The organism is Pseudotabrizicola sediminis (assembly GCF_004745575.1).
In the GTDB taxonomy this organism is placed as follows: Bacteria; Pseudomonadota; Alphaproteobacteria; order Rhodobacterales; family Rhodobacteraceae; genus Pseudotabrizicola; species Pseudotabrizicola sediminis.
The window spans coordinates 360,687-382,502 of record NZ_RPEM01000003.1 but is presented as its reverse complement, the minus strand read 5'-3'; the positions used below and the strand labels follow the sequence as shown (position 1 = coordinate 382,502).

The 21,816-nt window shown below is 61.8% G+C and carries 25 protein-coding genes; 15 read left to right on the top strand and 10 right to left on the bottom strand.

Features of this window, described 5'->3' with window-relative positions; translation table 11 throughout:
- Nucleotides 1-160: 160 nt before the first annotated feature.
- The 5 genes from EEB11_RS06740 to EEB11_RS06720 all read left to right on the top strand — a co-directional run bounded on the left by EEB11_RS06740 (nt 161) and on the right by EEB11_RS06720 (nt 2,764).
- The gene (locus EEB11_RS06740) at nt 161-514 is read left to right on the top strand and encodes an AtpZ/AtpI family protein (RefSeq protein ID WP_135429713.1); all 354 of its coding nucleotides are present in this window, start codon (nt 161-163) and stop codon (nt 512-514) included.
- A 34-nt stretch (nt 515-548) separates the two neighbouring features.
- Nucleotides 549-1,256, top strand: a complete 708-nt coding sequence (locus EEB11_RS06735) for a F0F1 ATP synthase subunit A (protein ID WP_245298800.1) — start codon at nt 549-551, stop codon at nt 1,254-1,256.
- 53 nt (nt 1,257-1,309) lie between these two features.
- Complete coding sequence (locus EEB11_RS06730; RefSeq protein WP_103332512.1) at nt 1,310-1,549, top strand: F0F1 ATP synthase subunit C; 240 nt, start codon at nt 1,310-1,312, stop codon at nt 1,547-1,549.
- Nucleotides 1,550-1,632: 83 nt separating this feature from the next.
- The gene (locus EEB11_RS06725) at nt 1,633-2,202 is read left to right on the top strand and encodes a F0F1 ATP synthase subunit B' (protein WP_135429712.1); all 570 of its coding nucleotides are present in this window, start codon (nt 1,633-1,635) and stop codon (nt 2,200-2,202) included.
- Between the two features lie 4 nt (nt 2,203-2,206).
- Nucleotides 2,207-2,764: a F0F1 ATP synthase subunit B gene (locus tag EEB11_RS06720; protein ID WP_135429643.1), complete on the top strand. Its 558-nt coding sequence runs from the start codon at nt 2,207-2,209 to the stop codon at nt 2,762-2,764.
- Nucleotides 2,765-2,811: 47 nt separating this feature from the next.
- On the opposite strand, the gene EEB11_RS06715 is transcribed toward EEB11_RS06720, so the two are convergent.
- From EEB11_RS06715 to EEB11_RS06705, 3 genes are all read right to left on the bottom strand, one after another.
- On the bottom strand, nt 2,812-3,579 hold the full coding sequence (locus EEB11_RS06715; RefSeq protein ID WP_135429642.1) for an FCD domain-containing protein: 768 nt from the start codon (nt 3,577-3,579) through the stop codon (nt 2,812-2,814).
- A 133-nt stretch (nt 3,580-3,712) separates the two neighbouring features.
- Nucleotides 3,713-4,366: a YiaD family glycine zipper/OmpA-like lipoprotein gene (locus EEB11_RS06710; RefSeq protein WP_135429641.1), complete on the bottom strand. Its 654-nt coding sequence runs from the start codon at nt 4,364-4,366 to the stop codon at nt 3,713-3,715.
- 117 nt (nt 4,367-4,483) lie between these two features.
- Nucleotides 4,484-5,350, bottom strand: coding sequence for a methylated-DNA--[protein]-cysteine S-methyltransferase (locus EEB11_RS06705; RefSeq protein ID WP_135429640.1), 867 nt, complete (start codon nt 5,348-5,350; stop codon nt 4,484-4,486).
- 106 nt (nt 5,351-5,456) lie between these two features.
- Between EEB11_RS06705 and nth the strand changes: the two genes are divergently transcribed.
- Together nth and EEB11_RS06695 are read left to right on the top strand one after the other, a co-directional pair.
- Nucleotides 5,457-6,101: an endonuclease III gene (gene nth, locus EEB11_RS06700; protein WP_135429639.1), complete on the top strand. Its 645-nt coding sequence runs from the start codon at nt 5,457-5,459 to the stop codon at nt 6,099-6,101.
- The gene (locus EEB11_RS06695) at nt 6,098-7,081 is read left to right on the top strand and encodes an adenosine kinase (RefSeq protein ID WP_135429638.1); all 984 of its coding nucleotides are present in this window, start codon (nt 6,098-6,100) and stop codon (nt 7,079-7,081) included. Before nth ends, EEB11_RS06695 begins: the two co-directional genes overlap by 4 nt.
- Here EEB11_RS06695 and EEB11_RS06690 read toward each other — a convergent pair.
- Nucleotides 7,014-7,781: a hypothetical protein gene (locus EEB11_RS06690; protein WP_245298793.1), complete on the bottom strand. Its 768-nt coding sequence runs from the start codon at nt 7,779-7,781 to the stop codon at nt 7,014-7,016. The two genes, EEB11_RS06695 and EEB11_RS06690, sit on opposite strands and share 68 nt — an antisense overlap.
- Before the next feature lie 77 nt (nt 7,782-7,858).
- Nucleotides 7,859-8,677: a sulfotransferase family protein gene (locus EEB11_RS06685; protein WP_135429637.1), complete on the bottom strand. Its 819-nt coding sequence runs from the start codon at nt 8,675-8,677 to the stop codon at nt 7,859-7,861.
- 142 nt (nt 8,678-8,819) lie between these two features.
- On the opposite strand from EEB11_RS06685, the gene EEB11_RS06680 reads away from it, so the two are divergent.
- Both EEB11_RS06680 and EEB11_RS06675 read left to right on the top strand, forming a co-directional pair.
- Nucleotides 8,820-10,397, top strand: coding sequence for a DUF5928 domain-containing protein (locus EEB11_RS06680; RefSeq protein WP_135429636.1), 1,578 nt, complete (start codon nt 8,820-8,822; stop codon nt 10,395-10,397).
- 21 nt (nt 10,398-10,418) lie between these two features.
- The gene (locus EEB11_RS06675) at nt 10,419-10,790 is read left to right on the top strand and encodes an HIT domain-containing protein (RefSeq protein WP_135429635.1); all 372 of its coding nucleotides are present in this window, start codon (nt 10,419-10,421) and stop codon (nt 10,788-10,790) included.
- A 15-nt stretch (nt 10,791-10,805) separates the two neighbouring features.
- Here the strand turns inward: EEB11_RS06675 and polA are convergent, their stop codons facing one another.
- Nucleotides 10,806-13,610: a DNA polymerase I gene (polA, locus tag EEB11_RS06670; protein WP_135429634.1), complete on the bottom strand. Its 2,805-nt coding sequence runs from the start codon at nt 13,608-13,610 to the stop codon at nt 10,806-10,808.
- A 108-nt stretch (nt 13,611-13,718) separates the two neighbouring features.
- On the opposite strand from polA, the gene EEB11_RS06665 reads away from it, so the two are divergent.
- Both EEB11_RS06665 and EEB11_RS06660 read left to right on the top strand, forming a co-directional pair.
- A complete protein-coding gene (locus tag EEB11_RS06665; protein WP_135429633.1) occupies nt 13,719-13,922 on the top strand; it encodes a hypothetical protein in 204 nt (67 codons plus the stop codon).
- Between the two features lie 242 nt (nt 13,923-14,164).
- On the top strand, nt 14,165-14,641 hold the full coding sequence (locus EEB11_RS06660) for a GNAT family N-acetyltransferase (RefSeq protein ID WP_135429632.1): 477 nt from the start codon (nt 14,165-14,167) through the stop codon (nt 14,639-14,641).
- A 9-nt stretch (nt 14,642-14,650) separates the two neighbouring features.
- On the opposite strand, the gene EEB11_RS06655 is transcribed toward EEB11_RS06660, so the two are convergent.
- The 3 genes from EEB11_RS06655 to EEB11_RS06645 all read right to left on the bottom strand — a co-directional run bounded on the left by EEB11_RS06655 (nt 14,651) and on the right by EEB11_RS06645 (nt 16,322).
- Nucleotides 14,651-14,836, bottom strand: coding sequence for a zinc-finger domain-containing protein (locus tag EEB11_RS06655; protein WP_135429631.1), 186 nt, complete (start codon nt 14,834-14,836; stop codon nt 14,651-14,653).
- Between the two features lie 97 nt (nt 14,837-14,933).
- Nucleotides 14,934-15,710 (bottom strand): hydroxypyruvate isomerase family protein, encoded by a 777-nt coding sequence (locus tag EEB11_RS06650; RefSeq protein WP_135429630.1) that lies wholly within the window; start codon nt 15,708-15,710, stop codon nt 14,934-14,936.
- Entirely contained in the window at nt 15,711-16,322 is a 612-nt protein-coding gene (locus tag EEB11_RS06645; protein ID WP_135429629.1) for a DUF1285 domain-containing protein, read from the bottom strand.
- A gap of 490 nt (nt 16,323-16,812) precedes the next feature.
- Here EEB11_RS06645 and EEB11_RS06640 point away from each other — a divergent pair, with 490 nt between their 5' ends.
- Genes EEB11_RS06640 through EEB11_RS06625 form a run of 4 tightly spaced genes read left to right on the top strand, consistent with a single transcriptional unit; the run spans nt 16,813 to nt 19,441 of the window.
- A complete protein-coding gene (locus tag EEB11_RS06640; RefSeq protein WP_135429628.1) occupies nt 16,813-17,316 on the top strand; it encodes a type III secretion system chaperone family protein in 504 nt (167 codons plus the stop codon).
- Nucleotides 17,317-17,343: 27 nt separating this feature from the next.
- Entirely contained in the window at nt 17,344-18,165 is an 822-nt protein-coding gene (gene proC, locus EEB11_RS06635) for a pyrroline-5-carboxylate reductase (RefSeq protein ID WP_135429627.1), read from the top strand.
- On the top strand, nt 18,162-18,494 hold the full coding sequence (locus EEB11_RS06630; RefSeq protein WP_135429626.1) for a tRNA-binding protein: 333 nt from the start codon (nt 18,162-18,164) through the stop codon (nt 18,492-18,494). The genes proC and EEB11_RS06630 overlap by 4 nt, the downstream gene beginning before the upstream one ends.
- The gene (locus EEB11_RS06625) at nt 18,494-19,441 is read left to right on the top strand and encodes a 2-hydroxyacid dehydrogenase (protein ID WP_135429625.1); all 948 of its coding nucleotides are present in this window, start codon (nt 18,494-18,496) and stop codon (nt 19,439-19,441) included. Before EEB11_RS06630 ends, EEB11_RS06625 begins: the two co-directional genes overlap by 1 nt.
- A gap of 160 nt (nt 19,442-19,601) precedes the next feature.
- Here the strand turns inward: EEB11_RS06625 and EEB11_RS06620 are convergent, their stop codons facing one another.
- A complete protein-coding gene (locus tag EEB11_RS06620) occupies nt 19,602-21,788 on the bottom strand; it encodes a 3-hydroxyacyl-CoA dehydrogenase NAD-binding domain-containing protein (protein ID WP_135429624.1) in 2,187 nt (728 codons plus the stop codon).
- Nucleotides 21,789-21,816: the final 28 nt, after the last annotated feature.

The following is a 21,816-nucleotide window of genomic DNA, read 5'->3' as shown; positions in this document are numbered from 1 at the left end:
CTGATGGGTTGAATATGGCGCTATGGCCGGTTTGGGGGCTGCTGGGGTGCTGTGGTACGGCGGTCGTGTTGTTAACCTACTGATTTACTTAAATAATCATAAGGCTCATGTCTGCTTGACTCGGCGCCTGTCTGCCATTAGCACCGCCTCAACCATCTTCATGGGGGCAAGGCTGGTGTCCGACCCGCAAGATCCGTCCGATAGCGCCCGGTTAAAGGTGTTGGAGGCCCGGATTTCGGCGGCAAAGGCTGCAACCGCACCGACGCCTCATATGAAGAAAGACTATTCTCAGGCACAGGTCGCCTGGCGGATGGTTATCGAGCTTGTGGCCGGTTTGTTGATCGGTTTCGGCATCGGATACGGTCTGGATACCCTGCTGGGAACCATGCCGATATTTCTGGTGCTGTTTATCGGGCTCGGTCTGGCTGCAGGGGTGAAAACCATGCTGCGGTCGGCCAACGAAGTGCAGGAACGCCGGCTGGCCCAAGACGCAGCCGAAAAGAGGGATGACTGACGTGGCGGCAGAAACAGGTTTGGTGTTCCACCCGATGGACCAGTTCATCGTCAAGCCGTTGTTCGGTGATGGTCCGGTGATGTGGTACACACCCACCAACGCGACCCTGTGGATGCTGCTTGCCGTCTTGTGCGTGGTTGCTTTGTTCGTTCTTGGGACCCGTGGCCGCGCGGTCATCCCGACCCGGCTGCAATCGGTGGCTGAGGTGTTCTATGGTTTCATCTACAAGATGGTAGAGGATGTGACCGGCCATGACGGGGTGAAGTATTTCCCCTGGATCATGACGTTGTTTCTGTTCATCTTCTTCTCGAACATGTTGGCGTTGATCCCGACGGCCTTTGCCCCGACGTCGCACATCGCCGTCACCGCAGTGCTTGGCTTTGGCGTTTTTATTGCGGTCACCGTGATCGGTTTCGTCAAAAACGGCGCGTCTTTCCTCGGCATGTTCTGGATGAAGGAAGCCCCGCTGTTTTTGCGGCCGGTCATCGCCGTGATCGAGGTTATCTCTTACTTTGTCCGCCCTGTCAGCCATTCGATCCGTCTTGCTGGCAACATCACCGCCGGCCACGCTGTGGTGAAGGTGTTCGCGGCCTTTGCGGGGATCGCTCTGATCGCGCCGGTCTCTATCCTTGCGATCACTGCTATCTATGCGCTTGAAGTGCTGGTGGCTGTCATCCAGGCCTATGTTTTCACCATCCTGACCTGTGTCTACCTGAAGGATGCGCTGCATCCGGCCCACTGATACTTGTTCAACACTATCTCAAGAAATCCAAATTCCATCGTAAGGAGCATCACATGGAACTCGCAGCAGCAGCAGCACTCGGCAAATACATCGGCGCCGGTATCGCAGCCATCGGTGCAGGCATTGCCGCCGTCGGCGTGGGCAACGTCGCCGCCAACTATCTGGCAGGTGCTCTGCGCAACCCGTCGGCAGCCGCATCGCAGACCGCGACCTTGTTCATCGGTCTGGCTTTCGCCGAAGCTCTGGGCATCTTCGCCTTCCTCGTCGCCCTCCTGCTGATGTTCGCAGCCTGATCCCTTTTTGACGTCTTGCGAAACAGGGGTGCAGCGCAGTTGCGTTGCCCCCTTGAGTTTCAAAAGGTCCGATGGAGGACATGATGGCTACTGAAACACTCGCAGATGGTATGGTGCAGGGTGGGGCCGCTGTTGGGTCTTGCCTTGGGCTTGATGGTAGCGCCATCGGCATGCCGCAGCTGTGCACCGACTGGATGCCGAACCAGATCTTCTGGCTTTTGGTCGCATTGATTGCGATCTACTTCTTTCTGTCGCGGATCGGTCTGCCGCGCATAGGGGCAGTCCTGGCAGAGCGTCAGGGCACGATCACCAATGACCTGGCCGCAGCCGAAGAGATGAAGCTGCAGGCGGTCGCGGCCGAGCGGGCCTATGTCGAGGCTTTGGAGCGCGCCCGTGCGGATGCCAACAAGATCGTGGCAGAGGCAAAAGCCGAGATCCAGAAAGATCTGGATGTGGCGCTGGCGAAGGCGGATGCAGAGATTTCTGCCAAAGCTGCAGTCTCCGAGGCGCGTATCGCTGACATCCGCGCTGGTGCAGTGGACGCTGTGACCCAGGTTGCCAAGGATACTGCGAAAGAGCTGGTTGCGGCCTTGGGAGGTTCACCCGATGCCCGCGCTGTGACGGCAGCAGTTTCTGCCCGGCTGAAAGGGTAAGGCGATGACCAGACTGACAACCATTGTGCTGGCCCTTTCGGCAAGCCCGGCCCTTGCGGCGACAGGCCCGTTCTTCAGCCTGCGCAACAGCGACTTTGTCGTGTCGATCGCTTTCGTGGTGTTCATCGGTATCCTGATTTACTTCAAGGTGCCGTCGCGGATCACCGGTATGCTTGACGCGCGTGCGGTTCAGATCAAGGCTGACCTGGAAGAAGCCCGCGCACTGCGTGATGAGGCCAAGGCTTTGCTCGCCTCGTATGAGCGCAAGCAGAAAGAGGTCAAGGAACAGTCGGACCGTATCGTCGCCGGTGCCAAGGCCGAGGCGGAGTCCGCCGCAGCGCAGGCAAAGGCTGATATGCAGCAGTCGATCGCCCGTCGTGTGGCCGCCGCTGAAGAGCAGATTCAGGCCGCTGAGAATTCGGCTGTGCGCGCCGTGCGCGAAGAGGCGATTTCGGTCGCTGTTGCCGCCGCAGGCGCGGTTCTGGCCAAACAGATGACCGCTGAGAATGCGCAGGCATCCATTGATGCGGCCATCAAGCAGGTCGATGCAAAGCTGCATTGAAACCGGTGCCAAGCAGATACCAAAGCCGGCCTTCGGGCCGGCTTTTTTTATCGTGTCCGTTCGTGCTCAAAGCGTTGCTGGGCGATGGCCTCGTTGCGATCAGCCTTGATCTGATCGGACAGCGACAGTTCGACATAGGTCAGATGCGCCTCGACCGCAGCGCGGGCGGCGTGCGGATCGCGCGCCTGCAAACCGGTGTTTATGGCGCGATGCTGATCCAGCAGCATGTCGCGGGTAGTGCGGTTGCGGAACATCATCTGGCGATTGTAGAACACACCCTGCCGCAGCAGATCATACATCGACCGCATCATATGCAGCATGATGACGTTGTGACTGGCCTCGATGATCGACAGGTGGAATTCAGCGTCCAGCGCCGCCTCGTCCGTCGGATCACGTTTCAGGTGGGCGGCTTCCATTTTCTGGAAAATGACGTCGACGACTTTCAGATCGGTGTCCGAGGCAAGTCGCGCCGCGCGTTCGGCGGCAAGCCCCTCCATATCGCGGCGAAACGCGATGTAGTCGAACACCGCCTCATCATGGCTGGCGAAAAGCTGCACCAAAGCATCTGAAAAGGCGGAGCCCAGCACTTCGGCGACATAGATCCCGGCCCCGGCGCGGCTGACGAGCAGGCCACGGGTCTGCAGGTCGGCTACCGCGTCGCGCAGCGATGGACGTGATACGCCCATGCGGTCCGACAATTCACGTTCTGACGGAAGCCGCTCGCCCGGGCGCAGGATGCCGCGCAGGATCAACTGTTCGATCTGGCGCACCACCGATTGCGACAGTTTTTCGGTCTGTATTTTTGTGTAAGGCATAACCCCGGGCACCTGAGTGTATTGGTCAAAATCTATGACCACGGCCACGTCTTCTCAAGCGCAAAGTGTCTGGTGTTCAGGCAGCAAAAAGGGCCGCCCAGCTGGGGCGGCCCGTTCCTGCATCTGCCAAATCTTACGAGGTCGGGCGGATGATGATTTCAACACGGCGGTTCTGCGCGCGCCCGTCTGCGGTGGCGTTGGATGCAATCGGCTGGTCAAAGCCACGGCCGATGGTGGTGATGCGGCCAAACGGCACGCCGCCCTGAGTCAGTACGCCCGAAACAGCATTCGCGCGGCGCTGCGACAGATCATAGTTATAGGCTGCTGTCCCGGTGTTGTCGGTGTGGCCGATCACCTCGATCCGGCTGTTGGGATAGCGCAGCAGGCTGGTGGCCACGCTGCCCAGATCTGAACGAAGGTCAGGGCGCAGCGAAGCGCTGTCGACGGCAAACAACAGATCCTGCGGCATGTTCACGGTCAGATAGCTGCCGTGATTGGTCACCGTGACATTGGGGTTGTTGATCGAGCCTCGCAGTTCGGCTGCCTGACGGTCCAGCGTCGCCCCGATGGCACCGCCTGCAGCGGCACCGATCACGCCACCGATCACGGCTTTGCCCAGACGATCGCTGCCCGAGCTTGCACCGGCGGCTGCACCGACGAGGCCACCCATAAGGGCACCTTGTTGCGCGCGGGCATTCGGGTTGTCGGGGAACGCGTTGGGGTCAACACAAGCGGTCAGCGCCAGAAGCGATGCCGCGGAAAAAAGAAGGGGGGTCTTGAAGATCATTTCTGCCGCCTCATGAATTTTATGCACTGCGGGCTCGGCCCGCAGATTGCTTGCAATGTATAGCAACGCCGATGCTGGGAACAAAGTTCCTAACAATGTTGCGCAGCTTTCCGCGCATCACATTGCGGTGTCGGCCGATGTTGCGTCAGCCCGGGCAGATTCGTAGGCCAATATGGCGCGCTTGACCGGCAGGCCCCAATGATAACCGCCCAAGGCGCCGCTTTTGCGCAAGGCGCGGTGGCAGGGGATCAGCAGGCTGACCGGGTTGCGCCCAACGGCGGTGCCGACTGCGCGCACCGCCTTGGGGTGGCCGATCACGGTGGCGATGTCGCTGTAGGTGGTGACATGGCCCGAGGGAATGCGCAGCAGCGCCTCCCATACCTTGATCTGGAACGGCGCGCCGATCAGGAACAGCGGCGTGTCGGCATTTTGCCCCGCCCTCGCGCCAAAGGCTTGCATTGCCCATGGGCGCAGGAACCCCGGGTCATCCTTGAACTGCGCCTTGGGCCAGCGGCGCAGCATGTCGTCCAGCGCGGCTTCCTGGCCCATCTCGGCCCCAAAGCCGATGCCACAGATGCCCCGGTCGGTGCCGGTGACGATGGCGCGGCCAAAGGGGCTGTCGAACCAGCCGTGGCGGATGGTCAGGCCCTCGCCTGCACGGGCATATGCGCCGGGGGTCATCGCCTCCCATGTCAGAAACAGGTCATGCAGGCGGCCCGAGCCAGACAGGCCCGCACCATCGGCGGCGTCCAGCGTGGTGTGGCGGGTGGCAAGCAGTGCCCGGGCGTGGTCCAGCGCCAGATATTGCTGGTACCGCTTCGGGCTGACCCCGACCCAGGCCGAGAACAGCCGTTGGAAATGCGCGACACTCATCCCCATGCGGGCGGCAAGCGCATCAAGCGTCAGGCCCGGCCCGGCGGCATCAATCTCGCGCAGGGCGCGGGCGATGACGTTGTAATGGTAATCGGGCGACAGGTCGGACATGCGGTTCTCCTATGCCCCCAACCTAAGCCCGGGCCTGCGGCTTTGCGACCCGTTTCCTGCGGCTTTGTGCCCTTGCGATGCGGAGCGGAGTGTGGTGCAAAAGCCTATGGTCAGACAGTTAGATTACCACGCCATACGCGCGATCTTCACCCGGTTCCAACAGGCGGAGCCGGAGCCGAAGGGCGAGCTGGAGCATGTGAACGCCTACACGCTGGTGGTGGCGGTCGCGCTGTCGGCGCAATCGACCGATGTGGGCGTCAACAAGGCCACGCGAGGGTTGTTCGCGATTGCCGACACGCCCGCGAAAATGCTCGCCCTGGGCGAGGATCGGGTGATCGAGCATATCAAGACCATTGGCCTGTATCGCAACAAAGCCCGCAATGTCATCAAGTTGAGCCAGATCCTGGTGGACCAGTATGGCGGCGAGGTGCCATCCAGCCGCGCGGCTCTGCAGTCCTTGCCGGGCGTCGGGCGCAAGACGGCGAATGTGGTCCTCAACATGTGGTTTCATCAACCGGCGCAGGCGGTTGATACGCATATCTTTCGCGTCGGCAACCGGTCGGGCATCTGCCCGGGCCGTGATGTTGACGTGGTCGAGCGCGCGATCGAGGACAATGTGCCGGCCGAATTCCAGCACCATGCGCATCACTGGCTTATTCTGCATGGCCGGTATATCTGCACCGCGCGTAAACCAAAATGCGGTATCTGCCCGATCAGGGACTGGTGCCTATACGAGGAAAAGACCGAATGAAAACCTATCAGGTCGTGGGCATCGGCAATGCCATCGTCGATGTGTTCGCGCAGTCGGACGACAGTTTTCTGGAACTGATGGGCATTGGCAAGGGCATCATGCAACTGGTGGAACGCGAGCGGGGCGAACTGCTTTACGCCGCGATGAAGGACCGCAAGCAGGCCCCCGGCGGGTCGGTTGCCAACACGCTGGCGGGGCTGGGCAATCTGGGGCTGACCACCGGGTTCATCGGGCGGGTGCATGACGACGCGCTGGGGCGGTTCTATGCCCGGTCGATGGATGACAACGGCACCAGCTTTGTGAACTCCCCGGTGCCGGGGGGCGAATTGCCGACCTCACGCTCGATGATCTTTGTCTCGCCCGATGGCGAGCGGTCGATGAACACCTATCTGGGCATCTCGTCCGAACTCGGCCCCGAAGATGTGGCCGATGATGTGGCAGGGCAGGCGGAGATCCTGTTTCTGGAAGGCTATCTGTATGACAAGCCCAAGGGGAAACAGGCGTTCGAACGTGCGGCGCAGCTGTGCAGGGCCAATGGCGGCAAGGCCGGAATCGCGCTGTCAGACCCGTTCTGCGTGGACCGGCACCGCGACAGCTTTCGCCATCTGGTCAAGGATCTGGATTATGTGATCGGCAACGAACACGAATGGGAATCGCTTTACCAGACCGACCTGAGTTCTGCGCTGGAGCAAGCGGCGCAGGACTGTGGGCTGGTGGTCTGCACCCGGTCCGGCCATGATGTCATTCTGGTGCAGGGCGATGAAAAGGCGGTCGTGCCGGTCAAGCGGATCGTGCCGGTCGATGCCACCGGGGCGGGTGATCAGTTTGCCGCCGGGTTCATCTATGGCATGGCCACGGGGCAGGGCCTTGCCACATCAGGCCGGATGGGCTGTGTGGCGGCGGCCGAGGTGATCAGCCATTTCGGCGCGCGGCCAGAGGCGGATCTGAAAGCGCTGTTCCGGCGCGAGGGATTGATCTGACCCCTGCCGCCTGCAGCCACATCGCATCCAGCCGGTCGATCTCGACCGGGTCAAAGCGGTGCTCCTCTTTCCAGTATTTGCCCGAAGGGACGACATAGTTCAGCTCTGCCTCGCGCTTCAGGGCGGCTTCACGCAGGCGGACATTGAAAAGCTGCGGGGCCTGCGTCTGCAGGTCGTGGGGCCGGGCGCGTGGAAAGGTCAGGCGGCTTTCATCCGCGTCGGACAGGTTCACCGCCGCGCAGCCGGCCTGTGCCGCCCACAGCAGGAAGCGGGCCGATTTCGCCTCCAGCGATCGCAGGCTGATATCGGGGCGCAGGGGGTCAGCGGTGCCGGTGCCGTAGAAATGGGTTTGCCCGGCTGCGGGATAGACCATGTCACAGCCGACAAAGCCGATGACCTGTGGCCGCAGCGCCGCAAGCGCCCAATAGGCGGCCGTGAAGGCCATGGTCCCACCAGCATAGACAAAGCCGCCCTGCGCGTTCTGCAACGGCACGTAATCGGCAGATGTGACGATGCTCTGGCTGGGTGCCAGGATCGCAGGGCGGCGATCTACGGGAAAATCATCCGGGTGGATCAGCACATCCCAATCGGGCCGTACCTGCCAGGCGTTGTTGATGGCCACCAGATGGGCATTGCCCTTTGGCCAGCCCTGCGCCGCCAGCACGCCGGGGCCAGAGCCCATGATGATCACTGTCCGCATCTGGCTCCCCGCTTAACCTTGCGGTGCAAACTAGGACGATTCCCCCACAAGGCCATGATATGCGACAGGAAAAAAGATCAATCTCCCAGCTTTGCGTGCACCTCGTCCAGATCTATCTGCCCGATGGGCAGCTTGTTGGCCGGATTGTCGAAATCATATTTGAACAGCTGAAAATCGCGCTTGTAGATCTCCCACACAAGATGGCGCGACAGATCGTCGAAGTAATCCTCGACCGGGTGTGCCCGTTTCGGACCATGGCCTTCGCTTTCGTTGAAGCGGGGGATCTGCTTCAGATCGACAGCGTGGCGGTGGGTGGTGTTGTCCAGCACCACCTGCATTCCATCATTGAACATCTCGGTAAAGAAGATTTGGTCATACCGCCCGCCGTTGACGATGAAGGTCGAGATGTGGCCCGACATCGCCGACCAGTGAATGTCAGGCTCCATCGGTTTGCGCCAACGGATGGTGTCACGAGCGAACAACAAAAAGCGGCGGAAGCTCTTGATCTGGTCAAAATCAAAATCCGTTTCGGGGCTGCCAACCTCGATCCCATATTTCTGTGCCAGCTGCGGCACCAGATTGCCGCGGTAGCGTTTGCCGGTGCGCTGGATGCCGCAGATCTTGTCGAAGAAAGAGCTCAGGATGCGCTGATACGGGTTGCGCACGCAGGTGAACGCATAGGATTTATGGGTTTTGACGTTGTGCTCGATCAGAGGCTGACTGTCTTCCTGCGCCCATTTGTGCAGTCCAACTTTCGAATCGTGAATGTCACCGTCGAAAAAGTGGCCATGGTCGGAATAGAACATGATCTGGCCGATGCTCGAACAGGCACATTTCGGCACCACACGGTACACCATGCTCTCGCTTTCCGTCATCCAGGTGCCGGGAAAACCCATATCCAACTGCTCCATTTTTGCCGGGCTTGGCTGCCCGGCACGTTATTGGGCGCAAGGTCGCAAATAAACACTGTCGTTTCAACGTGTGATGAAGCTATTTAAGGAAACAATGACCTAAGCCGCCTTGGGGGCCTTCGTTCGTATGGCAAGAATAGCCTATATCCTGCTGACCCATAAGGACCCTGATGGCATCATCGCGCAGGCCGAGCGGTTGACGGCGGGTGGCGATTTTGTGGCAATCCACTTCGATGGGAATGCGGCGCAGGACGATTTTGACCGTATTCAGGGTGCCCTTGCCTCCAATACCTCTGTCGCGTTTGCCAAGCACCGGGTGCGCTGCGGCTGGGGGGCGTGGAGCCTTGTTGAAGCGTCTTTGCTGGCAGTGCGGGCCGCGGTTGATGCCTTTCCGCGCGCCAGCCATTTCTACCTGCTGTCAGGCGACTGCATGCCGATAAAATCAGCGGATTACGCACATGACTTTCTGGACAGGGACGATGTGGATTACATCGAAAGCGTCGATTTCTTCAACTCGGACTGGATCAAAACCGGCCCGCGTGAAGAGCGGCTGATCTATCGCCACTATTTCAACGAGCGGACGCATAAGGACTGGTTCTACCGGTCAATGGCCTGGCAGCGCAAACTGGGGCTGACGCGCAAGGTGCCCGCCGACCTTCAGATGCAGATCGGGTCGCAATGGTGGTGCCTGCGGCGCCGCACGATCGAGCAGGTACTGCAGTTCTGCGACCGCCGCCGCGATATCATGCGGTTTTTCCGTACGACATGGATTCCAGATGAGACGTTTTTTCAGACGCTAGTCCGCCATCTGGTGCCCGATCACGAGATCCGCTGCCGGTCTCTGACCTTTTTGATGTTCACCGATTACGGCATGCCGGTGACGTTTTACAACGACCACTATGACATGCTGCTGGGCCAGGACTACATCTTTGCCCGCAAGATCAGCGCGCAGGCCAAGGATCTGAAGGCCCGCCTGGGAAAGCTCTACACTACCAAAAACGTGGACTTCCAGATCTCGGATGAAGGGCGAAGCCTGTTCCGGTTCCTGACCGGGCGGGGCCGGAGCGGCCGCCGCTTTGCGCCGCGGTTCTGGGAACGGGAAAGCACGGTGGGGCGGGAACGTCAGCTGATGATGGTGACCTGCAAGAAATGGCATGTCGCCAAGCGTCTGGTCGACCGGGTGCGGCAGGTGACCAACATGCCCGCCGTCGATTATCTGTTCAATGAAGACAGCACGCCTTTACCCGATCTGGGGGGAATCCAGAGCACTCTGGAAAAGCGCACCCGTCACCGGCGCGCGCTGGTGCGGATGCTGTTCGACTATTGGGAAACCGACAAGCTGGTGCTGTGCATCGACCCGGCGAATGTCGATCTGATGCAGGATTTCTACAACGATAAGGCGACCGTGCGGCTGCTGGAGATCGACTGCGACTTTACCGATGACTATTTGATCGGGCATGCCCGGCGCGTGGGCCTTGCCGGGGACCGCACGCCGCAGGAAACCATCGACCGGCTGCTGCCGACGATTCGCTATGATGTAAAGTTCGAATCCGACCGGCTGCGCGATGCCGGGTTCAAGGCGTTTTACCGCATCCGGGAATCGGCGACTGTTGACGAAAACACCACGCCGCTGGCTGCGTTTCTTGATATTCCGGTAGACAAGGCGCGCGAGATTGCGGCCAGTGACTATCTGTTTGTGGACTGAACCTTTGTGTGGACCTGACCAATGACCAAAGCCTACGATCCGAACAATATCTTTGCCCGCATCCTGCGCGGTGAAATTCCCAACAAGACCGTGCTGGAAACCGCGCATTCCCTGGCCTTTCACGACATCACACCGCAGGCCCCGGTGCATGTGCTGGTGATCCCCAAAGGGGCCTATGTGGATTTCGCCGAATTTGCGGCCAAGGCCACTGCGGAAGAGCTGGTCGACTTCCACCGCGCCTGCGCGAAGGTCTGCGAGAGCCTGGGCCTGACCGGGCCGGAAGGGTATCGCGCCATCACCAATGCCGGAACCCATGGCATGCAGGAGGTGCCGCATTACCACCTGCATATTCTGGGAGGCCGGGTTCTGGGCCGTCTGGTGGCGCCCGACTGACCGGCCCCTGCGGGGTCAGTGGGCGGCGGCCCAGTTCAGGCCCTGACCGGATTCCACCGTCAGCGGCACCTTGAGCATCAGGACCGGGCGGTGGGCGTTTTCCATGATTGCCTTGGCGATTCTGGTCAATTCGGCAGCCGCGTCTTCGGCCACGTCGAACAGCAACTCGTCATGCACCTGCAGCAGCATCTTGGCATCAAGGTGGTGGATGGCATCCGGCATCCGGATCATGGCGCGGCGGATCACGTCGGCAGCAGTGCCCTGAATCGGCGCGTTGATGGCGGCGCGTTTGGCGAAACCGGCGGTGGGGCCTTTGGCGTTGATTTCAGGCGTGTGGATTTTGCGGCCAAACAGCGTCTGGACATAGCCTGTGGCCTGCGCCGATTTGACGGTTTCCGACATGTATTCCTTGATGCCGGGAAACCGCTCGAAATAGCGGTCGATGAAGCCCTGCGCCTCGGCCCGCGGGATGCGCAGGTTGCGCGCGAGGCCAAAGCCGGAAATGCCATAGATCACGCCGAAGTTGATCGCCTTGGCACGGCGCCGGATGTCGGGTGTCATCTGGTCCAAAGGCACGCTGAACATCTCGGATGCGGTCAGCGCGTGGATGTCGATGCCATCGCGGAACGCCTGTTGCAGCGACGGGATGTCGGCGACATGGGCAAGGATGCGCAGCTCGATCTGGCTGTAGTCGAGCGAGACCAGAACCCGGCCCTTGGGGGCCACAAAAGCCTCGCGGATGCGGCGGCCTTCTTCGGTGCGGATCGGGATGTTCTGCAGGTTGGGGTCGGTCGAGGACAGCCGCCCGGTGACGGCCCCCACCAGCGAATAGGAGGTGTGGACCCGCCCGGTTTCCGGGTTGATGTGGTCTTGCAACGCGTCGGTGTAGGTGGATTTCAGCTTTGACAGCTGGCGCCAGTCCAGCACGCGGGCGGCCAGTTGCGCGCCTTGCGGATAGGTGTCTTCCAGCGTGGTGATGTCTTCGAGCACGTCCGCCCCGGTTGCATAGGCCCCAGTCTTGCCCTTGGTGCCGCCCGGCAGGCCAAGGCGGTCGAACAGCACCTCGCCCAGTTGCTTGGGGGAGCCTACGTTGAACGTGTCACCGGCAAGGCCCTGGATCTCATCCTCCAGCCCGGCCATTTTCTGGGCGAACGCATTGGACATGCGCGACAGCGTGTCGCGGTCGACCTGAATGCCGTGCATCTCCATCCGCGCCAGAACCGGCACCAGCGGGCGTTCCAGCGTCTCGTACACCGTGGTGACGCCCGCGCGGTGCAGGTTGGGGCGGAAGGTCTGCCACAGGCGCAGGGTCACGTCTGCATCTTCGGCGGCGTATATTACCGCGTCATCAATTGCTACCCGGTCGAAGGTGATCTGCGATTTGCCTGACCCGAGCAGGGGCTTGATCGGTATGGGCGTGTGGCCAAGGTAGGTTTCCGACAGGATGTCCATGCCGTGGTTGTGCAAGCCCGCATACATGGCCGAGGACATCAGCATGGTGTCCTCGACCGGGGCGACGGTCACGCCGATGCGGGCAAAGATCTTCCAGTCATATTTCATGTTCTGGCCGATCTTGAGGATCGCTGGGTCCTCCAGCACAGGTTTGAGAACCGCCAGCACATCGTCGAACGCGAGTTGCCCCGGCACCAGATCGGTCGAGCCGAACAGATCACCGCCGCCCTGCTTGTGGCCAATGGGAATATAGCAGGCGCGGCCCGGATCGACGCAGAGCGAAATGCCGACCAGATCGGCGCGCATCTCGTCCAGACTTGTGGTTTCGGTGTCTACTGCGACATGGCCGATCTCGCGGATACGGGTGGCCCAGGTCTGCAGGGCGGGCAGGGTGTCTACGCGTTCGTAGGTGCTGTGGTCAAAGGGCAGGCGTTCGGGGGCCGCTTGCGGTTCGGTGGTTTCCGGGGTCGGGTTGGGGGCCTCTACCTGCAGCCGTTCCGACACGCGCCGGGTGAGGGTGCGGAATTCCATTTCCTGCAGGAAGGTCAGCAGCTTTTCGGCTTCGGGCTCAATCACGGCCAGATCGGTCAGGCCGAAGTCCAGCGGCACCTGCGCATCCAGTGACACAAGGCGTTTGGAGATGCGGATCAGGTCGGCATTGTCGATCAGCGCCTCGCGGCGTTTGGGCTGCTTGATCTCGCCCGCCCGCTCCAGCAGGGTTTCCAGATCGCCATATTCGTTGATCAGCAAGGCTGCAGTTTTCAGCCCGATGCCTGGCGCGCCCGGCACGTTGTCAACCGAATCCCCGGCCAGCGCCTGCACATCGACCACGCGCTCCGGGCCGACGCCGAATTTCTCGATCACCTCGTCGCGGTCGATGGTCTTGTCTTTCATCGGGTCGCGCATCCGCACGCCATTGCCGACCAGTTGCATCAGATCCTTGTCGGATGAGATGATGGTGCAGGCTCCGCCCGCCTCTACCGCCTGGCGGGCAAGGGTGGCGATGATGTCGTCGGCCTCATACCCGTCAATCTCGATACAGGCGACGTTGAAGGCGCGGGTGGCAGCGCGGGTCAGGGGGAATTGCGGGCGCAGGTCTTCGGGCAGCTCAGGGCGGTTGGCCTTGTAAGCCGGATAGATCTCGTTGCGAAAGGTGATCGACGAATAGTCAAAGATCACCGCGATATGCGTCGGCTCTTCGCGTCCCGACTTGGTCAGCTCGCCCCACAGGATGTTGCAGAACCCGGCGACGGCCCCGACTGGCATGCCATCGGATTTGCGCGTCAGCGGCGGCAGGGCGTGATAAGCGCGGAAGATATAGGCCGAGCCGTCGATCAGATGCAGGTGGTGCCCTTTGCCGAATGTCATGCCGCGCGTCCTTGCTGTGATCTTTTCTCGAGTATTGCCACGATCCGCCGAACGCTTCCACCCACGATGGTGGCCATGTTAAGATGAGCGGCAAAGCGGGAGGACGCGATGCGCAGAGTGTTCCGGGTGGTGGTGGGGATGGTAACCGGTGCTGTCAGTGCCCTTGTCATCGGGATCGGGCTTCCGATGGTTATCCCGATCTCGCAAGCCGAAGGGGCCTACATGATGGGGATCATGTTCTTTTGGGTCCCGCTCGCCGCGGTCTGCGGCTCGGTGATCGGCGGCTTGATCGGGGGCAGGTCACCGCACTAGCGGGGCTGGTTCAGGGCGTGGTGATCCGGCACGCGCCCGCTTGACAGGGGCGGCAAAGCGCGGCACCTTCCGTCACATGCTGCACTTGATTGGACTACCCAGCGCTTCGGCGTCGTTTTATTGGACCTGCGCCATATAGGCGGCAGGGCAGTTTCCATTTGAAACCCCCATCAGCCGCCCGCAAGGGTCAGGCCAATGGAAATGGTTTCCCCTCGCGGGCTTTGCGAGAGAGAGACCAGACCGTGATACCCAACCATGCCTCCATCGATATCCGTCCGCTTGGCGCGGCGCACCTGCCCGAGGTGCACCGCATGCTGATCGACCTTGCCGCCCATCATGGCGATGTGGCCACCATCACACCACAGGTGTTGCGCGGGCTGGTGCTGGACGCGCCTGACGTGCGCGGGTTGGTCGCCTTTCCGGCAGACCGTCCGTCCCGTCTTCCGGTTGGGTATGCGCTGCTGGCGCGGCGTAGCGACCTGATCACCGGGCGGTCGGGCTATGACATCGCGCATCTGTTTGTGCAGGACGTGTTTCGTGGTCAGGGGATCGGTCGGGCGCTGATTGCGGCAGCGCGGGATCTGGCGCTGCTAGAGCGGTGTACCCGACTGACAATTGGCACCCATCCGGCAAATGCCGGTGCGGCAGCAGCTTACCGGGCGATGGGGCTGACCGAGCGACCTGCGCCGGGGCCGTCGTTTGCAGTGGCGCTGGTTTAGCGCCGCCGACTAGTGATCGCCGTGCGCATGGTCGCGGTCGATCACGTAGCGCTTGTCGCAATAGCCGCATTCGACAAAGCCGGTGTCCTGCGGGATCGTCAGCCAGACGCGGGGGTGGCCCAAAGCACCCTCGCCACCGTCGCAGGCGACCTTCCAGGTAGTGACAATCTGGGTTTCTGGCGCGTCGATGGGCATGGCTGGAATCCTATGGTGTGCTGCGACCGCATCATACGGAAAACCAACGTGCGGGCAAGGGCGGCGCGCAAAGCGCGCGGGGCAGGGGCGGCGCGCGTCAGTCGCCAATCTGGCGGTTGCGCGATTTGAGCGCCTGCAGCCACATCAGCCCATGCACGGTGGCGCGGCTGGGGCGGTATTCCCCCGCCACCCAGACGTTGGCAGCCGACGCATCCAGATCGGCACACAGGGCCGGCAGATCAAAGCCGCCACCGCCCGGCTCGTTGCGCGACGGAAATCCGGCAATCTGCACATGGCTGATGCGATGGCGGTGCGTGGCCCAGACCGTGGTGGCATTGCCATGTATGCGGGCTGCATGCCAGACGTCGAATTGCAACCCGATCTGCGGCGTGTTGAGGTCTTCCAGGATGCGGGCGGCCTGATCGAAATCGTTCAGAAAATAGCCCGGCATATCGTCGGGGTTAATGGGCTCGACCGTCAGGGCAAGGTCAGGCGCCTGCTGCGTGGCCCAAAGAAGGTTTTCCCGGTAAACCTGTTCGGCCTGCGGCCCCTTGGCCACGCCTGCCATCACATGCAAACGTTCGGCACCCAACCGGCTGGCCAGCGAAGCCGCGCGCAGGAAACCATCGCGGAACGTGGCTTCCATCCCAGGCACTGCGGCAAAACCCCTGTCCCCCGCCGGCCAGTTGCCCGGGGGGGTGTTCATCAGCGCCAGCGGCAAGCCGGACAATGCCTTTTCCCACTCCGATTCCGGGTGGTCATAAGGGAACAGCACTTCGGCCCCGTCGAACCCGGCCTGAGCGGCCAGTTCCGGTCGGTGCAGGCTGGGCACCTCGGTGAACAGCATGGTCAGATTGGCAGCAAATCGGGGCATTCAGGGCAAGTCAGCCGATGGGATCATGGGAAAGAAAACATCCGCAGACCAGACGCCGAACCAGGGTGTGCCGTCAACATCTTCCTGCACGCCAAGGTCAACAAGCCGGTAGAATGTCTTGCGGTCGATCAGTGCCTCCATCCCGGCGCGGATATGGATGTAGGGGGCTGGCTCACCGGTTGTGGCATCCTGCGCGACACGGATCGCATGGTTCGCACCGGCTGTTACCTCATCCTCGGTGCTGGTGGCAAAGGTCAGTCGCTGGTCGCGTCCGGTGCCATCCGGTGCGAAACCCACCACCAGAAACGGGGCATCATCGACCTGAATCCCAAGCTTTTCCACCGGGGTGACAAGATAGTACCGGTCCCCCTCGCGTTTCAGGATCGACGAAAACAGCTTCACCATCGGGGCCCGGCCAATCGGGGTGCCGTCATGAAACCAGGTACCGTCGCGGGCAATGCGGATGTCGATCTCGCCACAATAGGGCGGATTCCACAGATGCACGGGCGGCGGCCCCTTTTTCGGCAGGGCAGCCAGCGACGCGCCAATCCCTTCGGCTGGGATGGCAGTGCGCCCTTCGGGTGATTGTGGCGGTGTCTGGCGGGGCGGCATGACGGGCGTGGCCTTTCTTGTTCCTCGCAACACCCAAAGGGGGGAGTTGATCCCCCTCTTTAAGACTGCTTGAAGGATTTGACCACTGCCCAGCCGGATAGAGCCGCGCCCGCAGGTGACAAGACAGCGTGAGGTGCCCGGGGCGAGCGCCTGCTGTGCCGCCGGCCCAGCCTTGACGGGAAGATGACAAGAGGCGAAAGCGTGCGGTGAGGCGGGGGGCGCGCCTTGTGCAACCCTTGTCATGCCGCAAGCCACTGGTTGCGCGCATGTGGTCACAGGTGGCCCGGTGCCCCGTGACGGCCAGTTTGCGTGGCGATCCACACCCTATCGCAGTTGTCCACAGAAGATTTGGTTAGAAAACACTTTACAGGGTTTCGCTTCTGCAACACCATATCTAGTATAGGCTTTGTCGGGCTTACGCAGAGCCTTGCTAGATACCCTGCATTTCGTGGCTGACGCCCCACGAAAGGCATCATCGAGAGGCCGGGCAATGTCACTATCAGAAGATTTCCTGTCACACGACGATATGCACCCGATTGATATCGTCGAAACCCTGGCCGAACACCACGCGTGGGAGTTTGACCGGGTGACCGATGACCAGATCGCCATGGCGGTCGAGGGGCAGTGGCGCACCTATTCCCTGACCCTTGCCTGGTCGGCACAGGATGAAACCCTGCGGCTGATCTGCACCTTCGAAATGGAGCCGCCCGAGGGCAAGCTGCCGGGTCTGCTGGATGTGCTCAACCGCTGCAACGACATGGTCTGGACCGGCGCTTTCACCTATTGGGCCGAACAAAAGCTGATGGTCTGGCGCTATGGTCTGGTACTGGCAGGCGGTCAAGTCGCCGGGCCGGAACAGATCGACCGGCTGATTTCCAGCGCGGTGATGGCGGCGGAACGCTTCTATCCCGCGTTCCAGCTGGTAGGCTGGGGTGACAAGACCCCCGCCGACGCCATGAAAGTTGCCATTGCCGAGGCCTACGGTCGCGCCTAACCTTGCCCCGTCAGGACGGGGAACACGATGAATCTGGACAAGATTAACCGCCGGGGCCTTGTGCTTCTGGGCTGTGGAAAGATGGGATCGGCCATGCTGGAAGGCTGGCTGGGGCAGGGGCTGCGGCCTGAGGCGACCTGGGTGATCGACCCGCAACCATCGGACTGGTTGAAAGGGGTTGCCGAGAAGGGCCTTAAACTGAACAGCGGCATGCCCGCTGCGCCCGCTGTGGTGCTGATCGCGGTCAAGCCGCAGATGATGGGCGCGGCCCTGCCGCAGATCGCGGGCTTTGGCGGCAGTGACACGCTGATCGTGACTGTCGCCGCCGGCACCACAATTGCCACCTATGAGGCCGTGTTTGGCCAGAATACCCATATCGTACGTGCCATGCCGAATACCCCGGCTGCCGTGGGGCGCGGCATCACCGCGATCATCGGCAACGGGGCCGCCACCCCCGCCGACCTTGACCTTGCCGGGGTGCTGTTGTCGGCGGTGGGTCAGGTGGTGCGGCTGGAGGGAGAGCATCAGATGGATGCAGTCACCGCCGTTTCCGGCTCCGGCCCAGCCTATGTGTTCCACCTGATCGAGGCCTTGGCTGCGGCGGGCGAGGCCGAGGGTCTGCCCGCAGAGTTGTCGATGCAACTGGCCCGTGCCACGGTGACCGGGGCAGGGGAGCTGGCACACCGTGCGCCGGAAAGTGCTGAACAACTGCGTATCAACGTCACCTCGCCCGGCGGCACCACGGCTGCGGCCCTGTCGGTTTTGATGAGGCCGGACACCGGCTTTCCGGCGCTGTTGCACCGTGCGGTCAAAGCCGCCGCCGACCGTGGCAGGGAGCTTGGCAAATGATCACCTATGATGACTTTCAGAAGGTCGATATCCGCGTGGGCGTTATCACCCGTGCCGAACCCTTCCCCGAGGCGCGCAAGCCCGCCATCAAACTCTGGGTGGATTTTGGCAGTGACATCGGCGAGAAACGATCAAGCGCACAGCTGACCCGGCATTACACGCCCGAGGCGCTGATCGGGCGGCAAGTGGTGGCGGTGGTCAACTTTCCGCCGCGCCAGATCGGCAAGGTCTTGTCCGAAGTGCTGGTGCTGGGCGTGCCGGATGCGGAGGGTGAGGTGGTGCTGCTGACGCCCGATCAAACCGTGCCCTTGGGCGGGAGGATGTTCTGATGAAACTGCTGATCACTCGACCCTTGCCAACAGAAGTGGTCGCGTCTGCCCGCGCCCGGTTTGACCTGACAGTGCGGACAAGCACGCTGCCGCTGACCGGGGACGAATTGCGTGCCAGCCTGCGCGACTTTGATCTGATCCTGCCCACGCTGGGAGATCGCTATCAGCCGGATGTCTTCGCCGATGTGTCGGCCCCCCGCGCACGGATGCTGGCAAACTTTGGTGTGGGCTACAACCATATCGACGTAGATGCCGCCCGTGCCGCCGGTATCGTGGTGACCAACACCCCGGGCGCGGTGACCGATGCCACCGCCGATATTGCACTGACCCTGATGCTGATGACCGCCCGCCGCGCGGGCGAGGGAGAGCGGATGGTGCGTGCGGGCCTGTGGGAAGGCTGGCATCCGACACAGATGCTGGGGCTTCATGTATCGGGCAAACGCATCGGCATCATCGGCATGGGCCGGATCGGCAAGGCAATCGCACGGCGCGCACAGGCCGGGTTCGGGATGGAGGTGGTGTTCTACAACCGCTCGCCCGTGGCCGACGCGGGCGTGCCCGCGAGACAGGCCAATCTGGCCGAGGTAATGGCCGCCGATGTTGTGGTGCTGGCTGTGCCCGGGGGCAAAGATACCCATCATCTGATCAACGCCAAGACGCTGGCCTTCATGCAGCCTCACGCCATTCTGGTGAACATCAGCCGGGGCGATGTGGTGGATGAGGCAGCCCTTGCGGCAGCCCTGATCGGGGGCCAGCTGGCCGGGGCGGGACTGGATGTCTACGAATTCGAACCGCGGATCAATCCGGCGCTGATGGGACTAGAGAATGTGACCCTTCTGCCGCACCTTGGCACCGCCGCGCTGGAGGTGCGCCAGAGCATGGGGATGATGGCGGTCGGTAACCTGATTGCCTTTGCAGAAGGCCGCGATCTGCCCAACCCGGTCTGACGTCCGGCCTTATAACCTTTGCCCGAATACTCCCACGCGGGGCGCTTCTGTCGTCGATGCCGGACGCTCCGCGGGGAGTATTTGAGAAGTGGACACTCCAAAGAACAAGAAGAACAAGGGTGCCGCCCAGTTGGTGGCGGCACCGGCGCGGTCTTTGCCTTTACGCTGCCTTGCGCGCTGCCTTGCCGTAGAAGGTTGCCCCCGAGGCCGCCATGTCGCGCAGGAGTGTTGGTGCGGTGAAACGCGCGCCTTCGCTGGCGGTCAGCGCGTCGCAAATCTCCACCGCGCGGGCGGCACCGATGATGTCCAGCCAGCCGAAGGGGCCGCCCGACCACGGCGCAAAGCCCCAGCCGAGGATGGCACCGACATCGCCTTCGCGGATATCGGTCAGCACGCCGTCTTCAAGCGCGCGCACCGCCTCCAGCACTTGCGCCATCAGCAGGCGCTGCTGCACATGGGTCAGATCGGGCTGGTCGTCGGCAACCGGATACCGGCCTTCCAGCCCGTCCCACAAACTGCCGCGCTTGCCCGCGTCGTCATAAGCGTAGAACCCGGCATTGGCTTTTTTGCCCATGCGGCCCTGATCCGCCATCCAGAACAGAACCTCATCCACCGCGCCGTCTGGATATGTGTCGCCCATGGCCAGTTTTGTCGCCTTGGCGATCTTCACGCCCAGATCAATCGAGGTTTCGTCCACCAGTTGCAGCGGGCCCAGCGGCATGCCGACAAGCTTGGCGGCGTTTTCCACCAGTGCTGGCTTCACCCCTTCGGCCACCATGCGGATGCCTTCGTTGATATAGGGGATGATGCAGCGGTTGGCGTAGAAGAAACGCGCATCATTGACCACGATCGGCGTCTTGCGGATCTGGCGTACGTAGTCCAGCGCCTTGGCCACCGCCACATCGCCGGTCTGTTTGCCGCGGATGATTTCCACCAGCATCATCTTGTCGACGGGCGAAAAGAAGTGGATACCGATGAACCGCTCGGGCCGCTGGGATGCCTTTGCCAGATCAGAGATCGGCAGGGTTGAGGTGTTGGTGGCAAAGATGCACTCGCTGCCCACCACGGCCTCGACCTTTGCGGTCACTTCGGCCTTGATCTTCATGTCCTCGAACACCGCCTCGACGATCAGATCGCAGCCTGACAGCGCGGCGTAGTCGGTGGTGGCGGTGATGCGGGCCAGCACCTCGGCCTTTTTTTCTGCCGTCACCTTGCGGCGGGCGATGCCCTTGTCGAGAATGCCTTCCGCGTGGGCCTTGCCGCGATCCGCCGCATCCTGTGCCGCGTCGATCAGCACAACCTCGATCCCGGCATTGGCGCTGACATAGGCGATTCCCGCCCCCATCATGCCCGCACCGATGATGCCGACCTTTTTCACGGTCTGATCAGGGGCTTCGGGCCGGTTGGCACCCTTTTCCAAAGCTTCCTTGTTAATGAACAGACTGCGGATCATGGCCGACGAAGACGGGTTCATCAAAACGCTGGTGAAGTTGCGCGCCTCAATCTTCAAGGCGGTGTCAAAGGGCACTATTGCGCCCTCATAGACCGCGCTCAGCAGGGCCTTGGCAGCAGGATAAACCCCCATCGTCTTGCCATGCACCATTGCCGATGCGCCGACAAAGGTCATGAAGCCTGCGGGGTGGTAAGGTGTGCCACCGGGCATCTTGTAGCCCTTGGCGTCCCAGGGCTTGACCAGATCGGCCTCTTTTGCGGCCAGCACCCATTCCTTGGCCCGGGTCAGCAGGTCTTCAGTGGCAACCACCTCGTCAATCAACCCTCCGGATTTGGCACCCTTGGGGTCTGACAGCTTGCCCTCCAGCAGATAGGGAGCCGCCATCATCGCACCCATCTTACGCACCAGCCGCGTCGTGCCTCCAGCGCCGGGGAAAATGCCGACCATGATTTCTGGCAGGCCGATCTTGGCCTTTGCATTGTCGGCTGCGATGATGCGGTGGCAGGCCAGCGGCACCTCCAGCCCGATGCCAAGCGCGGTGCCGGGCAGGGCCGCGACAATCGGCTTGCCGCCTTTCAGCGTTCTGGGGTCCATTCCGGCGCGTTCGATCTTGCGCAGGATGGCGTGCATCTGCATCACGCCGTTAAAAATCCCCTCTGCCCCGCCGTCATCACGCATTTTGGCGATGACGTTCAGATCCATGCCGCCGGCAAAGTCCTTCTTGCCAGAGGTGATGATCACCCCCTTGACCGCCGGATCGGCAAGTGCCGCGTCGATATGCGCGTCAAGCTCTGCAAACCCCGCGAGCGACATCACATTCATCGACTTTCCCGGTACATCCCAGGTGATCGTGGCGACGCCGTCAGCGTCAATGGCATAGGTAAAATCGGTCATTCTTCCGGTCCTTTCCGAAGGTCGGTTT